Annotated in this window: 12 protein-coding genes and 1 pseudogene; 1 reads left to right on the top strand and 12 read right to left on the bottom strand. The window is 50.7% G+C overall.

Translation table 11 applies throughout. From position 1 onward, the window contains the following. Nucleotides 1-22: 22 nt before the first annotated feature. Both ACMYUL_RS11590 and ACMYUL_RS11585 read right to left on the bottom strand, forming a co-directional pair. Nucleotides 23-2260, bottom strand: coding sequence for a TonB-dependent hemoglobin/transferrin/lactoferrin family receptor (locus tag ACMYUL_RS11590; RefSeq protein ID WP_415772958.1), 2238 nt, complete (start codon nucleotides 2258-2260; stop codon nucleotides 23-25). Between the two features lie 236 nt (nucleotides 2261-2496). Then, nucleotides 2497-3489, bottom strand: coding sequence for a Slam-dependent surface lipoprotein (locus ACMYUL_RS11585; protein ID WP_415770662.1), 993 nt, complete (start codon nucleotides 3487-3489; stop codon nucleotides 2497-2499). 565 nt (nucleotides 3490-4054) lie between these two features. On the opposite strand from ACMYUL_RS11585, the gene ACMYUL_RS11580 reads away from it, so the two are divergent. After that, complete coding sequence (locus tag ACMYUL_RS11580) at nucleotides 4055-5596, top strand: surface lipoprotein assembly modifier (protein ID WP_415770660.1); 1542 nt, start codon at nucleotides 4055-4057, stop codon at nucleotides 5594-5596. Between the two features lie 46 nt (nucleotides 5597-5642). Here ACMYUL_RS11580 and ACMYUL_RS11575 read toward each other — a convergent pair whose 3' ends face one another. From ACMYUL_RS11575 to odhB, 10 genes and pseudogenes are all read right to left on the bottom strand, one after another. Continuing rightward, nucleotides 5643-5912, bottom strand: coding sequence for a hypothetical protein (locus ACMYUL_RS11575; RefSeq protein WP_019270317.1), 270 nt, complete (start codon nucleotides 5910-5912; stop codon nucleotides 5643-5645). After that, complete coding sequence (locus ACMYUL_RS11570) at nucleotides 5905-6303, bottom strand: phage holin family protein (RefSeq protein ID WP_342031856.1); 399 nt, start codon at nucleotides 6301-6303, stop codon at nucleotides 5905-5907. Before ACMYUL_RS11570 ends, ACMYUL_RS11575 begins: the two co-directional genes overlap by 8 nt. 141 nt (nucleotides 6304-6444) lie before the next feature. Then, nucleotides 6445-6879: a DUF883 family protein gene (locus ACMYUL_RS11565; RefSeq protein ID WP_049231449.1), complete on the bottom strand. Its 435-nt coding sequence runs from the start codon at nucleotides 6877-6879 to the stop codon at nucleotides 6445-6447. 234 nt (nucleotides 6880-7113) lie between these two features. Then, nucleotides 7114-9633 (bottom strand): TonB-dependent siderophore receptor, encoded by a 2520-nt coding sequence (locus tag ACMYUL_RS11560; RefSeq protein ID WP_415770656.1) that lies wholly within the window; start codon nucleotides 9631-9633, stop codon nucleotides 7114-7116. Nucleotides 9634-10097: 464 nt separating this feature from the next. Then, nucleotides 10098-10988 (bottom strand): succinate--CoA ligase subunit alpha, encoded by an 891-nt coding sequence (sucD, locus tag ACMYUL_RS11555; RefSeq protein WP_415770654.1) that lies wholly within the window; start codon nucleotides 10986-10988, stop codon nucleotides 10098-10100. 10 nt (nucleotides 10989-10998) lie between these two features. Further along, nucleotides 10999-12168 (bottom strand): annotated as a pseudogene (gene sucC / locus ACMYUL_RS11550) (ADP-forming succinate--CoA ligase subunit beta); the annotation flags it as partial. Nucleotides 12169-12263: 95 nt separating this feature from the next. Then, complete coding sequence (locus ACMYUL_RS11545; protein WP_003755543.1) at nucleotides 12264-12551, bottom strand: hypothetical protein; 288 nt, start codon at nucleotides 12549-12551, stop codon at nucleotides 12264-12266. A 314-nt stretch (nucleotides 12552-12865) separates the two neighbouring features. Next, entirely contained in the window at nucleotides 12866-14299 is a 1434-nt protein-coding gene (gene lpdA / locus ACMYUL_RS11540) for a dihydrolipoyl dehydrogenase (RefSeq protein ID WP_003741784.1), read from the bottom strand. Between the two features lie 285 nt (nucleotides 14300-14584). Further along, the gene (locus tag ACMYUL_RS11535) at nucleotides 14585-14854 is read right to left on the bottom strand and encodes a hypothetical protein (protein ID WP_377084078.1); all 270 of its coding nucleotides are present in this window, start codon (nucleotides 14852-14854) and stop codon (nucleotides 14585-14587) included. Nucleotides 14855-15047: 193 nt separating this feature from the next. After that, nucleotides 15048-16217: a 2-oxoglutarate dehydrogenase complex dihydrolipoyllysine-residue succinyltransferase gene (odhB, locus tag ACMYUL_RS11530; protein WP_415770651.1), complete on the bottom strand. Its 1170-nt coding sequence runs from the start codon at nucleotides 16215-16217 to the stop codon at nucleotides 15048-15050. Between the last annotated feature and the right edge of the window lie 61 nt (nucleotides 16218-16278).

The raw sequence follows: 16278 nt of genomic DNA, 5'->3' as shown, positions 1-16278 counted from the left end.
TTTCTTGTTACTTCAAACTTTTTTAGAACTTGGCTTCAAGCGTGAAGTTGTAGCTTCTGCCCGGAGAGGTGAAGCGTTCTATACCGGCATGGGTTTTGTTGTCAACGCGGTTGACTGTGCCGAATTCGCGGATGCTGCGCAGCGATTCCCAAGTATAGTATTTTTTGTTGCCGATGTTGTACGCACCGGCGCGCAGGGTGAAGTATTTGCCCAAGTTGACGTAGCCTGTCAGGTCGAAAAGCGTATAGGCTTTGCTGTGCTTGGCAAATGGCCATGGGTTGTTCAAATCATCACTGCTGTGAACGGTGTCAGACGGTTTTTTAGCTGCGGTGTGGGTCAGGTACGCATTGACGCCCCAGCGTTTGGACGGCGCATCGTAGCCCAAATTGTAAACAGCAGACCACGGGGAAAGAGCGTTAATCGGGGTTTCTTGTCCGTTGGTCTGTTTGGCTTTACCTTTGATATAACTAAGGTTGACACCTGCGTGCGTGCCTTGCGGCAAACCGATGCTGTCAAGGTTCCATGTGCCGTTAAATTCCAAACCTTTCACCCATGCGGAGGAACGGTTTTGGTTTTGCCAAACGGGTGAGCTGACCAATGCGGTACCGTCGGAAATCGGCGCATAATTAGGGCTGTTGGGGTTGTCTGAGGACACGCCCATGTAGGTCAGTTCGATAAAGTTGCGGTAGCGGGTTTGGAAGCCGGAGAGTTTAAAGTTTCCGGCTTTGCCGCTGCCGGCAAGTCCCAGTTCGAAGTTTTTGGCGGTTTCTGCCTTAAGGTTAGGGTTTGCTTTAAGGTAGAAGTCAGGATGCGGGAACAATAGCCAGGTTTCGTCTGAAGTCGGCGCGCGGAAGCCAGTGCTATATTTTGCCAAAAGATTCAGACGCGGCGTGAATTTCCAGTCTAATCCTAAACCGTAGCTGAAACCGCTGTGTTTACGTTCGCTGCCGAGATAAGGAATTTGACCGCGGATGGCAGGAGTGTAGTTGGGATTGTCTTTGGCTTTGCTGCTGCTGTTGTCGTAGCGAAGCCCGGCATTGAGGCGGTATTGGCTGCTGTCGCCGAATTGGAATGTGTTGTTCCAGTAGGCAAAACGGTTTTTGGAGGAGCTTTCGACCAGCATAGTCAATTCTTGGTTGTTGGACGTTTGATATTTCGGGTCGTATAGGCGTACCCAATAGCTATGATCTCTATTGTCGTTGTCGTTTTGGGAACCACCCAATCCGTATTGCATTGCCCATACCAATTTGGAAAAGTCGATTTGTTTTTCAGCATCGGCACCAAATTGGGTATTTTTTTGACGGATGTTGCGAAACATATGGTACACGTCGCTGTTCACACCGCTGCGATTATAATCCGTCGGCAAATCCCAGCTCCAGGTGCTCATGTCGATGGTTTGACGGTCGTAATGCAGGTTGAGGCTGTCCCATGGTCCTTTGTCAAGTTGGTTTTTGTATTCAAAACCGATGCGTTTACGGTAGGAGATGTCTTGGCGGGAACGGGTATCGCCCAGTGCCTCGCCTTTCCAGTTTGCCGCCCACATATTGGATAATTCGGTCGTTGTGCGGTCGGTACGAGAGTCTTCGTAAATCCAGCCGATACGGTTTTGATCGTTGAAGTTGTAACCCAGCTTGAACAGGGTGCTTATGTTTTCCCAATTTTGAGGGTCAGGTTTGCTGCGCGCTATGCCGCGGCTGCCGTAGTTGGTGCTGCCGGCATTCGGGTTCCAACTTTGTTTGTTGTCGGTGATGACGGTATCGGCAGCGTCGCTGTTGTTTTTGGTTTCTTTACCGAAACGGCGGGTATAAACCATCAATGCGTCCAGACCCAGCCAAGTTCCTGCGGCGGTTATGCTGCTGAATTTCTGGCTGTTGCGTCCGATATAGCCGCCTTTAATGCCCAAATGGTAGGGCTTTTCTTCGGAAACATAGTCGCTTGCGGATTTGGTTTTATAGTTGACGGCACCGCCCAATGCACCGCTGCCGGATTTGAGCGAGTCCGCGCCTTTGGTGAGGGTTACTTCCGAGAAATTTTCAGGTTCGGAAGTGTTGCGGTTTGCATTGAAGTTGCCGTATGCACCGAACAACTCTTGGAATGCTTCAGACGACCTGCTTTCTGCTTGTGCCAGTCCGTCCACATTGATGGCGACGCGGTCTTTGTCGACACCGCGTATGGTAAAACCGTTGGAACCGGAGCGCCCGCCTTCGACGACGCTGATGCCCGGATCGTAGCGCACCAAGTCGCTTTCGTCAGAGACCATTTGTTTATCCAATGCCTGACGGCGGACTTTCTCTTCACCGAGTTTTTGGACTTTGCGGCCGCCGATGACTTTGACTTCATTCAAGTCCTGATGGGCTTGTGGTACGGGGTCGGCAGCGAAGGCAGGGAAAGTTTGGCTGACAATGGCTGCCAGCAGTACGGGTTTAAAGGGGAAGGACATTTTTTGCCTCTTAAAGATGTACTGATTATCGGTTTATTGGGATGTTTGACGTACGGTTACTTGCTGACAGGTGTCAAGCTTGTATCCGTCGTATTGCGGTCGTCATCATTCTTCACGCCGCCGAACACGGTATCCAACGATTTATCGGCATCAAAGGTAACTTTACCGCCTATGCTGACTTCTGTTTTATCGCCGTTAAATTGACCAAAGAATTTCCCTTCGACTTTGCCGTTTTTACCATCGGATTCAGCAGTGCCTGAGAAATCAACGCCGTTGATGCCTACATCTTTCATCACAACGTCCGGACCGTAATCCGCATTACCTAAAATCGTGCCGCCGAGTTTGTTGGTGTTGAAATTGGCTGTTAACAGTGAAAGTTTGGGCGTGTTTTTTTCAGACGACCCAGAGGATTTGCCCGGATCGTAGGTTGAGGTAACGATATTGCCGTTGCGGACGCGGACAGCCCAAACTTCGTATGTAGTCTTGCCTTTTGCCACTGTACTGTCTGACGGAGTGTAATAAGACGGTTTCGCCGTTCCGACGGGTTTGCCGCCGACAAACAGGTCTGCCGTGCCGTCTGCATTTATCCATGCGCCGAATTTGAGGTGGTCATGTTTGGTTGCCGGTGCATAGGTGAATTGTCCCGAACTACTGCAACAGACAAACAGTTTGCCACCTTCAGATAAAGGTTGTCCTTCATGGCGGGTACGAAGGGCATAAGATGGGCTGGAGTAAGAGGGGACAATCGGGTCGGAATATGAGCTGATGTTGTAATAGTTGCCGGAAGGGGTTTGATAGACATATTGTTTATCGGTATAGCTGCCCCATGATGCTTTCACTTCGAGTTCCGCTTCATGCAGACTGCCGCCTTTACCGGAAAGGGTGTTGATGGTCTGTACCGCACTGCTTTCATCACTCAGCTTGATATTGGCGATAGGCTGCGCCGTTGGTATGGCAACGGGGACTTTAGGTTCGGATGCGCCTCCTCCAGCGCAGGCAGTCAGAATAAGGGTTGCTGCCGCAGAAATTGCGGGTACTTTGATTTTCATGATGAATTTCTCTTAATATTGATGTTTTATAAATTAATGATAAGGATTACCAATTTTGTTGTAATATTGTGTAATAATTATGCCGTTTTGGCAATATCCTTACGGGTTTTAAATGGTTTCCAAGATGAATATTAGCAAGTGAATTAATTGATGATGTAGAGTTGAAACTTTACTCCAAATATTTGATTTAATGCTGCTACTTGATTGCCGACAGAGAAAATTGAGTGATAGTGTGATCAAACTATTGCTTTGGATTCGCAAGATATATTGCAGGCGTGTTTAGTGGGTTGGCTTGATTAATCCTATGAATCTACTGATGAATAATATTTGAATAATTTATAAGACCATAAAAATAAATTAGTTATGTTTGTTTTGGAAATTTACCTCTATAATGCTGCATCTTAATGCGAATCTGTTGCTTTTACGCAAAAATAAGGTCGTCTGAAAAGTTTCAGACGACCTTTGATAGCTGTAAATCCATGACTGGGGATTGAATCAGTAGGGCATGGCGGTTTGCATTTAGCTACCCCTGTGATATACACACATATATTTCGGATGATTTTGAATGTTAAAAATAAAACAAAAAATGGTTTCGGCATCTTTATGTTGCCTGTTGCCTTCCGCAGTCTTGGCTCAATTGCCCGAAGGTGGTATCCGGCAGGATGCGCCTTCTCAGGATGCTGCCGTACAAGTGCAGCAAAAACAATGGCTGGATATTTTGTCCGAAGAAGAAAGGTCGTCTGAAAAGAATGAGAATGTCGGCGAACCGACTGTGGTCGGCGATGATTTTTTAACGGCAAACCCGCATATTCTTGAGGACGCACTGATTCAAGCGCTTAACGGCAATAGCGTAGATTTGGTTTCTTCGCTTGCCTCACTTTACCGCAAACAGCCCAACCACAATCCCAAGCTGATTGCACGTGCCGATGCTTTGCTGGCAAAGTTGAAAGGGCGGACTTCCGAAGCGGTCGAACGTTATCGTACCCTTTATGAATCTGACGTTTCAGACGACCGCATATTATTGGATTTGGCGGCGGCAGAGTTTCAGGATTATCGTTTGGGCGAGGCGGCGGCGCATTTCCGCCATGCCGCGCAACGCGATATACCTGCCCCCGTTTTGGAAAACGTCAAACGTTTTCAAGAAGCCGTCAAGCGGCAGACAGAATGGAAATGGTCCGGCGGAATCAGCCCCGTGCATAACGATAATGCCAACAACGCTGCCCCGCGTTATTGCATCGAAGCAAGAGGGCAAACCGCATGCAGTATCACTTTGCCTGTCAGTGCCAACGGCTTGAATTACGAATTGAACACCGAAAAACTCACCCCGTTTTACGGGCATCACGCCGTCAAATTCCGCGCCAACCTCAGCGGAACGAGCTATTTTTTTGACCGCCAATCGGCTTACGACGATGCGTTCGGCAGGGCTTATTTGGGCTGGCAGCGCAAGGACGGCAAACAAACCGTCAGCGTTTTACCGTTTTATCAGACGCAGTTGGCAGGCAGCAGCGAGTTTGACAGCAAAAAAGAAAACAACCGCCGCGCCGCGCCGTATATGCTGGCACACGGGGTCGGCGTACAGCTTTCGCATATGGTCAATCTCGGCAACGCGACACAACTTTATTACTCGCTGGAACGCTACCACCAAAACTATCGGGAAACTGATCGTGCGCTGCGTAACGACGGTTGGCACGACGGCACCTATCTCTCCCTGGCGCGCCGTTTCGGCAGAACGACCCTGTTCGGCGGTTGGCAATACAACCGCTTTGTTCCTGAAAACAAAAACATACGCAATGCCGTCAACAATGCCGCCTACCGCCGCAGCGGGTTCAACATAGGCTGGATACAGCAATGGCCGTTTTTGGGCGGGCTGAACAGCCACCTGACCGCCTCATTTGCCAACCGCCGCTATAAAGGCATTATGGCATTCGGCACGGAGCCGCAACGCAACCGCGAGCACTCCCTCTCCGTCAGCCTCAGCCATGATAAATTGTCCTACAAAGGCATCACGCCGACCTTGAATTACGGATACAGCCGCATCCGCAGCAATGCCCCTTATGCACGACGCAGCAGCCGTCAATGGTCGTTGGGAGCTGAATGGAATTTTTAAAAACAGCCGTAAATTCGAATTTGCAAACCTCCGCGTCTTAATCTAATTACTTCATCGCAGCTTTCAACGCAAACGCTGCCAGTAGTGCCCCTAAGCGGAATTTTCGGGGAATGGCGAGTCCTGCCGTTTTATACAGGAGGCGTGTGCGGTTCAGCTCGCTGCCTAAGTCCAGCAGTGTCATCAGCTTATCCGACTTGCGATCGTCCTGTTCTTTCCATTTTTGCTGTTTCATATGCGATGCTTCGATTCTCAGACGAACCAACTTGGCTTCCAGTTGCAGCAGTTCGCGTGCTTCATCGCGTTCCGTTTTATTCATCGTCCTCTCCTTCCTGCATATCTTGACCACGCAGGCAGGCGATGTCTGCCTTAATGTCCTGCAAGGTTGCGGCGATTTTGTTGTTTTGGCTGCGCCAGTCTTTTGCGACTTTGCCGAACAAGACCGCAATGACGATCAGGCTGACGGCAGTTATCCCGAAAAATACCCATATCGCTGCGATATCCGACAACACACTGTTTAGTCCGAAAAGCAGGCTGATGAATGCAATCAGCAGCAAGATGCCCGATACGACCAACCATATGATGATGCGGAACACGTTTTCCGCCTGTTCCGCCAAATCCAGATTCAAAATCTGCAAACGCAGCAAAAGCAAATCAACACCCTGATTCAGCAACGTTTTCGTATGTTCGATATTTTGTCTGATACCCATATTCCGATTTCCCTGATTGTTCCAAAACGGACAATCCGAAGGCTTTGGGGTCGTCTGAAACCTTTGCCGACCCGAATAAGCAAACGCCGCCAGAACAAGATTTCGGGAAATCGTGTCCGGACGGCATTCATGTTTGACCGATTATCGGCGGTTCAGCAATACGCCGACGACCAAGCCCGCCAGTGCGGCAAAGCCCATTGCGTAATAAGGTTTGTCGTGTACGGCTGCATCGGCTTGGCGTGCGCCGCGTTTGATGCGGTCGCCCGCTTCTTCTCCAAACTCGGCAAAGCGTTTTTTACCTTCTTTGAAACGCTCTTCTGCCAATTCTTCAAATTCGTCGTATTTTTCGCGCGCGCGGTCAGCGTGGTATTTGATTCGGTCACCGGCTTCTTCTTGGAAGTCATGCAAACGATCCTTAGCAGCTTCAAGTTTCTCCTGCAATTTGGCTTTGGCTTTTTTGCCTTCTTCCGAGCCGACTTCTACGCCTTTGCTGTACAGCTCTTCAACATCGCTCATCACGTCTTGGATGTCTTTCAACAAAGCTTCTTTGCGGGATTCAAAATCATGCTTTCTCATTACCTTCTCCTTGATGTCCATATGGGTGAAATAACAGATTATTCATCTGTTAACTGATTATAACCCCTTTACACTTCTTCTCAAGTCAATTCGGCTAAAGGTGGTTTGAAAACATGTAAAGATTAACGCGGGAGATAAAAGGTCGTCTGAAAACTTTCAGACGACCTTTGGGCCTCTTTAAAACTTTTCCGTCATGTAAACTGCTTCTTGGCGGAAGGGCTCCGTCCAAACAGCCTACCACTTTATTTTCAAGGCAACGGAGGCATTGCGCGGTTTGCCGTAAAAATTGCTGCGGGAGTTGGTGTAATAGCGTTTGTTGGTCAGGTTGCCGACGTTGACCGCCAGTGCGGCGTGTTTGTTGATTTTATAGCGCGCCATGACGTTCCATATCGAGTAGGAAGGCTGCCACAGTGCTTTGGGTTTGTCGGAAACGTAATATTGCCCGTTGGAAAGACCATGCCCCCAAGGCTTGGGCTTGGTGCCGCTAACCCAGCGCATCCCCACCCCCATCGTCAGCTTAGGCGTAAAGTCGTAGCTGGTGAAAAATTTGAAGGTTTTATCCGGCGCGGTATAGGTGCCGCCGTACTCCAGATTCATGTCGTCCCCCAAGTCGTTGGAGGAGTTGGGCGCGTCGTAAGGTTTGTCTATCTTCAGTTTGACAAAGCCTGCCTGCATCCGCCATTTCGGGGTAATCTGTCCGGCAAGGTTGATGTCGAAACCCCTGCTGGTATAGCCCTTGCCTGTGCCGTATTCCCAATCGCCTTGGAAGCACCACGGTTCGTTGCCGTTTTCCCCGCCGTATTTCCATTCGTAACAACGCGAGCCTGTAGGTTCGAGCGTGGGGTAATTTTTCTGGGTCATGGTGAAGTAAGACAGGGCGAAATTCAGCTTGTCGTTCCACAAGCCGCCTTTGATGCCGACTTCTTTGGAATTGCCGGTAATCGGCGGCAGCCATCCGCCGCCCTCGCCATAGGCCGGCCTGTTCCTTAAGACATTGTTAGTTTTCAGGATGCCGGTATAGCTGGCGTAGGCATTGATGGTCGGCGTCAGTTCTACAATCACGCCGCCGTACGGGACGAATTTGCGCACCGTATCGTGATACATACTGCTTTTATTGTGATCGGGGGCGTACCCTTCGTCGGGCATTTCAACCGTATCGTCTGTTATCACGTTGTTTTTGTTTTTGTAAAACGACCATTTCCCGCCCCCTTTGTCCCGCCATGTCAGCCAACGCCCGCCTACCACCGCCGTCAGCCACCTGGCCGGTTTGAGCTTCAGGGCAAAATAGGGTCCGTATTGCTCCGAAGCCAAATGATCGCGGGAAATCAATCCGTCCGGTCCCAATTTTTTCTCCCAAGCCCGGTTGTACCCCAGCATGGGATAGCTACCGTTATTCCAGTAATCAAGCGGAATCGCCTGCCATAAATAGAAGTTACGGTCTATCGGTTCTCCGGTCATGGCCGCAATACCTGTAGGTTTGGCATCATCGACATTCAATTCACCGCTACTGCTGAAATTATAATCGTCCCTCGTCTGGGTATGGCGGATGCCGCTAAAACCGACAATAAACTGCTGGTCCTGGTCAAAAAGTTTGAAACGGCTGTCCAGATGGATATCGAACGCCTTGTCGTCGTATTTGTCGCGTTCGCGGCCGAAATCATAAGTTGCCGCGTTAAATTGCGGCGCGTAGCCGTTTACCCCCATATCGCCGTAACGCAGATCGCTTTTGGCGCGGCTGCGGGTATAGGCAGTTTGCAGCTTGATATGGTCGTTGAAATGATGTTTGTATTCGGCAAACATATTGTCGCTGGTGGCTTTGTTAAACGCCCATTCCGCCCCGTTGTTGAAGCTCGGCGGAACGTCGCGGGCATCTATCCAATGCGTCGGGGAATCCCCCAATTCGAAATCATAATCCTGGGTAACTTTCGAATAACGCATCAACCCCTTAGTCGGCGCACCGGTGATGTTGCGGTGCTGACGGCTGAAGCCAAACGTAAAGCTGTCTTTGTCGGTTGGCGTCCAATCGAATACTGTGTAGAAGGCATGGGATTTGCGTTTGATTCTGTCCATAAAGCTGTCTCCGTCCTCCCATGTTCCGACGACGCGGCCGCGCAGGGTTTGGGATTTGTTCAACGCACCGCCGTAATCGAATTCGACACGTTTGTTGTTCCAAGAACCGTATTTCAGGTTCAATTCCCCCGCGCTTTTCGCCATCGGGCGTTTGCGTACAAAATTGACGCTGGCCGCTGGATCGCCTACTCCGGTGCTCAACCCGTTCGAACCACGGATGATTTCCACCCTGTCGTAAAGATAGCTGTCCTGCGCGGCAATAAAACGTGGCCCGCCAAGCAGGTATTTATTGGCCAGTACACCGTCAAGCTGGTAATTGTCGACGGGAAAGCCGCGTGAATAATACTGGGCTTCGCCCATGCCGGTAACGGAGTCCTGCAAGACGGTAATACCCGGCGTTTCTTCCAGTACCTGATCAAGGTTCTGCAAATTCTGATCCTGCATCTGCTGCTGGGTGAAAACGGTTACACTTTGCGGGGTTTCTTTGAGTTTTAAGTCAAGCTTGGTGGCCGAGGTGCTGCCTTTGACGGTGTAGTTGCTATTACTTTGGGCGGGTGTATTTCTTGCCCCCTTTACGGTAATTTCATTCAGATTGACTTTGTCGGTTACGGTTTGAGCATATGCGGATGAAAATGCAAAAGCGATGACGATACTCAAACGGCTGGGTTTCCATAGACTATTCATAGCTGCTCCTTGATGGGAAACGAATTCAGATATGAGTAAGGTCGTCTGAAAAAGCAAGATAGGAAGATGTTGATATAATTGATTTGTTTTTGAGAATGATTATATATTGAATAAAAATTAAAGATAATGATATAAAGTATAGAATATCCGACAATTTATGTAGCTTATGCGACAATCTGTACGATATAGTGGATTAACTTTAAACCAGTACGGCGTTGCCTCGCCTTAGCTCAAAGAGAACGATTCTCTAAGGTGCTGAAGCACCAAGTGAATCGGTTCCGTACTATCTGTACTGTCTGCGGCTTCGTCGCCTTGTCCTGATTTAAATTTAATCCACTATAACGCTGGAAACAAACGCCTAACGAAATTTGCAGATTATGGCAAACCAAGTAAAAAGGTCGTCTGAAAACCTGTTTCCAAGTTTTCAGACGACCTTTCAGCTCTTCAGTCAAAACGACCAAGCGTTATGCCAGGCCTTTTGCTTTCAACACTTCCAGCATGGTGCTGCCCAATTCGGCAGGGCTGCGGGTGTAGGCGATGCCGGCTTTTTCGAAAGCGGCGAATTTTTCTTCCGCAGTACCTTTGCCACCGGAGATAATCGCACCGGCGTGGCCCATGCGTTTGCCTTTAGGAGCGGTCACACCTGCGATGTAGCCGACAACGGGTTTGGTTACGTTGGATTGGATGTATTCGGCTGCTTCTTCTTCCGCAGTACCGCCGATTTCACCGATCATGATGATGGCGTCGGTATCGGGGTCTTCTTGGAAGAGTTTCAGCGCGTCGATTTGGTTCATGCCCGGAATCGGGTCGCCGCCGATACCGATACAGGTTGATTGGCCCAAGCCCAGTTTGGTGGTTTGTGCCACGGCTTCGTAAGTCAATGTACCGGAACGGGAAATGATGCCGATACGGCCGGGAGTGTGGATGTGGCCCGGCATAATGCCGATTTTACACTCACCCGGAGTAATCACGCCCGGGCAGTTAGGGCCGACCAAACGTGTGCCGTTGCCGTTGGTTTCCAAGTAGCGTTTGGCTTTGAGCATGTCCAGAGTCGGTACGCCTTCGGTAATCACAACCACCAAGCCTACGCCGGAATCAACCGCTTCAATGATAGAATCCAACACAAACGGAGCGGGAACGTAAATCACGGATGCGTCTGCGCCGGTTTCTTTAACGGCTTCTTTCATGGTGTTGAACACGGGCAGGTTCAGGTGGGTTTGACCGCCTTTGCCCGGGGTAACGCCGCCGACGACTTTAGTGCCGTAAGCCAGAGCTTGTTCGGAGTGGAAAGTACCGTTTTTACCGGTGAAACCTTGAACCAATACTTTGGTGTCTTTATTAATCAATACGCTCATTCTTTTCTCCTTAGGCGTTTACGGCTGCGACAATTTTTTCGGCTGCGTCATTCAGGCCGTCGGCGGAAGTCAGTTTCAGACCTGATTCGTTCAGGATTTTCGCACCGAGTTCGGCGTTGTTGCCTTCCAGACGGACAACGACAGGCACGTCAACGTTGATTTCTTTAACGGCTGCCACGATGGCTTCCGCAATCATGTCGCAACGGACGATACCGCCGAAGATGTTGATCAATACGCCTTTAACGGATTTGTCTTCGAGAATCAGTTTGAACGCTTCAACCACGCGCTCTTTGGTCGCGCCGCCGCCAACGTCCAAGAAGTTGGCAGGTTGGCCGCCTTTGAGTTTGATGATGTCCATGGTTGCCATCGCCAAACCTGCGCCGTTAACCATACAGCCGATGTTGCCTTCCAGCGCAACGTAGTTCAGGTCAAATTCGGAGGCTTTCAGCTCGCGTTCGTTTTCTTGGGATTTGTCGCGCAATTCGGCGATTTTCGGCAGGCGGTAAAGGGCGTTGCTGTCGATACCGATTTTGCCGTCCACGCAGGCCAGCGCGCCGTTTTCGCGGACTGCCAGCGGGTTCACTTCAAACAGAGCGAAGTCGTTTTCGACAAAAGCTTTGTACGCGCCGGTCATCAGTTTGACGAACTCGTTGATTTGTTTGTCTTTCAAGCCCAGTTGGAACGCCACTTCACGCGCTTGGCAAGGTTGCAGTCCGACCAGCGGGTCAACGGTTACTTTGAAGATTTTTTCAGGGGTTTCGGCGGCAACTTTTTCGATTTCCACACCGCCTTCGGTCGAAGCCATGAATGTGATGCGACGGGTAGAACGGTCAACCACCGCGCCCAAATACAGCTCGGTTTGCACCGGATACATATCTTCGCAAACCAAAACGCTGTTGACCGGCTGACCGTTGGCATCGGTTTGATAAGTAACCAGATTGGTGCCAATCAGGCTTTCTGCCACTTCTTTGGCTTCTTCACGGCTTTTGACGACTTTTACGCCGCCCGCTTTACCGCGGCCGCCTGCATGGACTTGGGCTTTGACAACAGCAAATTTGCCGCCCAGTTTGTCGTAAGCGGCTGCAGCTTCTTCGCCGTTGTGCGCCAAAATACCGCCTTGCACGGGCAAGCCGTAGCCTGCCAGCAGTTCTTTAGCCTGATACTCGTGTAGATTCATGGATTTCTCCTTTAGATTAGTGGAATGCCCTGAGACTGTCTCTGAATGACAATCCCATGCGTTTCAGACGACCTTTCGGCGGTCGGAAAATCATCGTTTCACTTGCTGAACGGCAACCACATCCGCGCAAGCAGATACATGATTGCACCGCCGCCCCCGAGAATAAAAAAGACGATGCCTTTTTTACGCGAATTCGGGCAGAGCAGGTAAACGGCAAGGCTGAAACTGATAAACAACAATGCTACGCGCCAAACCAATTCTTTGTCTTTGAAACGGTTGAGCGTATAAGTTTCGGTCATCATCACATACATCTGCCACAACGCGGCCATACACATGCTGATGATGCCCATCGGTATAAACAGGATACCGATTACTTCTTTATTCATAATCAAATGCTGTCTGTGAATGTGTCGCCGATTATATATAGTGGTTCAAGTTTAAACCAGTACTGCGTTGCCTCGCCTTGCCGTACTATCTGTACTGTCTGCGGCTTCTCCGCCTTGTCCTGAATTTAAACTTAACCCACTATCGCAGATTCAAATAGAAAATGCTTAAATCGTCATTCCGGTAAGGGAACAATGGCAACTCATATGCCCTATTTTCTCTCTATACCTATCGGAACATTGCTTCCGAACATTCATCTTTCCGAAAAGGTCGTCTGAAAAGTTTCAGACGACCTTTTATGCTCTACTTGACCTTATCAGCCATGCAAAGCGCGTTTGTCGGCGGCCAGTGCGGCTTCGTGAACCACTTCGGACAAGGTCGGGTGGGCATGGATGATGCGGGCGATGTCTTCGCTGCTGGCAAAGAATTCAAGCGCAGTTACGCCTTCGGTAACCAATTCGCTGACAACCGGGCCGATCATGTGTACGCCCAAGATGCGGTCGGTTTTGGCATCCGCCAACACTTTGACCGTACCTTTTGCCTTGCCCATTGCCAAAGCGCGGCCGTTTGCACCGAAGCCGGAAGTGCCTTTTTTGTATTCCACGCCTTCGGCTTTGAGCTGCTCTTCGGTTTTACCCACCCAAGCGATTTCAGGGTCGGTGTAAATAACAAACGGTACGTTGTTGAAGTCAATATGCGGTTTTTGACCGGCGATGCGCTCGGCAACCGCCACGCCCTCGTCGCTGGCTTTGTGCGCCAGCATCGGGCCGCGAACCACGTCGCCGATTGCCCAGACATTAGGCAGGTTGGTGCGGCATTCGCCGTCCACTTTGATAAAGCCGCGCTCGTCTTTTTCTAAGCCGACGGCTTCGGCGTTCAAGCCTTTGGTGTTCGGAATGCGGCCGATGGCGACGATGAGTTTGTCGAAAACTTCGGTTTTGGCTTCGCCTGCGGCGGTTTGGTAGGCAACGGAAACGCCTTTGCCTTCAGATTTGATGTCGCCGATTTTCACGCCCAACTCGATGTTCAAGCCCTGCTCTTTGGTGAAATATTTGAAGGCTTCTTTGGCGATTTGCTGGTCGGCAGCGGCAAGGAAGGTCGGCATGGCTTCGAGGATGGTAACTTGCGAACCGACGCGGTTCCACACCGAACCCATTTCCAAACCAATCACGCCCGAACCGATGACGCCGAGTTTGGCAGGCACTTCGGTCAGATTCAATGCGCCTTCGTTGTCCAATACGTTTACATTGTCGATGGCAACCTGCGGCAGCGGACGCGGCACGGAACCGGTCGCTACGATGACGTGTTTGGCTTCGATAACGGTTTTCTCGCCTTTGTTATCGACTTCGATTTGGTAGGCATCGCCGTTTTTGCCGGCAAATGACGCCGTACCGAACAGGCTGGTTACTTTGTTTTTTTGGAACAGGAATTTCACGCCGCCGGTGAGCTTGGTTACGATGGCGTCTTTGCGCGCAATCATTTTCGCTGCGTCGAATTTGATGTCGCCGACGCTGATGCCGTGTTCGGCAAAATCATGCTGCGCAGCATGGAAATGTTCGCTCGACTGCAACAGGGCTTTGGAAGGAATGCAGCCGACGTTCAGGCAGGTGCCGCCCAGCGCGGGCGCATCGCCTGCTTTGTTGACGCCCGCATCGACACAGGCGGTTTTGAAACCCAGTTGGGCGGCGCGGATGGCGGCAACATATCCGCCGGGGCCTGCGCCGATGACTACTACATCGTATTGAGACATGTGAAAAATCCTTTGTTTGACATTTTTGCCGCAGGAAAACCTTCGGCAGCGGTATAGTGGATTAACTTTAAACCAGTACAGCGTTGCCTCGCCTTGCCGTACTATCTGTACTGTCTGCGGCTTCGCCGCCTTCTCCTGATTTAAAGTTCATCCACTATATTTTGCATAAGAGGTCGTCTGAAAGCGCGGCTTCAACGCAGTTAAAACTCATTCTGCCCTTTTCAGAGTACGAAGCCTGCCCGCAGGCACGACCTTTGAAACTTCAGCCCGATTGGTTCGGCCACATCAGCGGCGGCAGGAATGCGGGCTGAATTCCCTGACTTCCTGTCCGGTGAAATTGTTGTAAACGCGGACGGTAGCGTGCGGATAACGTTTGCACAAAACGCTGCGGGCGACGGGAATACCTGCTTTGTTGCTGTCCATTTCAAAACGCTTGTTCAACATTCTGCCGCGCGCGTCATAGGCATTGACGGAATATTCCTTGCCTTCGAATGCGGCACACGCGCCAAGCAGGGAAACGACAGCCAAAAGCGGAAACAGGGAAATGGGTTTCATGGATATACTCCTATGGATTTTCAACCGTTTGCTTATGCACGGAAAATGGCAGCAACAAACTTTCTCCCTTAGATTTCAAACATCCCGCCGTTTTCAGACGACCTTTTTTCGTTTCAAGGTCGTCTGAAAACCAGTAAGCAGCCCGATTTCAAACTGCTTTGTTTTTATCCGCTTTATATCACTTTGGCGGCGTTTACAGATCCAACAACAGGCGTGCCGGATCTTCCAGCGCGTCTTTGATGGCAACCAAAGTCAACACGGCTTCGCGGCCGTCGATGATGCGGTGGTCGTAAGAGAGTGCCAGATACATCATCGGACGGACGACGACTTGACCGTTTTCTACGACTGCGCGCTCTTTGGTCGCGTGCATACCCAAAATGGCGGATTGCGGCGGATTGATAATCGGGGTGGACATCATAGAGCCGAATGTACCGCCGTTGGTAATGCTGAACGTACCGCCGGTCAAATCTTCCAGCGCGATTTTGCCGTCTTTGGCTTTTTTGGCGTAATCGACGATGGCTTGCTCGATGTCGGCAATGCTCATTTGGTCGGCATCGCGCAGAATCGGAACGACCAGACCGCGCGGGCTGCCGATGGCGATACCGATGTCGAAGTAACCGTGATAAACGATGTCGCTGCCGTCAACGGAGGCATTGATCACCGGATATTTTTTCAGCGCGGCAACGGCTGCTTTGACGAAGAAAGACATGAAGCCGAGTTTGGTACCGTGTTCTTTCTCGAATTTTTCTTTGTATTTCGCGCGCAAGTCCATGATGGGTTTCATGTTGACTTCGTTAAACGTAGTCAGAATCGCGTTTTCCTGTTGCGAAGCTAAGAGACGTTCGGCAACACGGGCGCGCAGGCGGCTCATCGGAACGCGTTGTTCCGGACGTGCGCCCGCCGGAACAGGTGCAGTCGCAGCAGCGGGTGCAGCGGCAGGTTTGGCGGCGGCGTTTTGCACGTCTTCTTTCAAGACGCGACCGTCGCGGCCGGAACCTTGCAGCGCGTTCACATCCACGCCGGTTTCCGCTGCCAGTTTGGCGGCGGCAGGCATGGCGGCATTGGTTTGCGCAGCGGCGGGAGCGGCTTCAGGCGCAGCGACTGGGGCTTCAGCAGAAGCGGTTGCAGCGGTGTCGATGCGTGCCAATACTTGCTCGGCGGCAACGGTTTCGCCGTTTTGGGCAATGATTTCAACCAATACGCCGGCTTGTGGGGAAGGTACTTCCAAAACCACTTTGTCGGTTTCGATGTCAATCAGGATTTCGTCGCGCGCTACGGCTTCGCCGACTTTTTTCTTCCATTCCAAGAGCGTGCCTTCGGATACGCTTTCGGACAGCATGGGTACTTTTACATCAATAATCATTTTGTGTCTCCGGATGGTCGTTGGTTTTCAGACGACCTGTTGTGTGTTATCTCTTTTGTTT

Source organism: Neisseria sp. CP9 (assembly GCF_047758525.1).
In the GTDB taxonomy this organism is placed as follows: domain Bacteria; phylum Pseudomonadota; class Gammaproteobacteria; order Burkholderiales; family Neisseriaceae; genus Neisseria.
The sequence above is the reverse complement of the archived record's forward strand: the minus strand, read 5'-3'. Positions and strand labels throughout refer to the sequence as shown.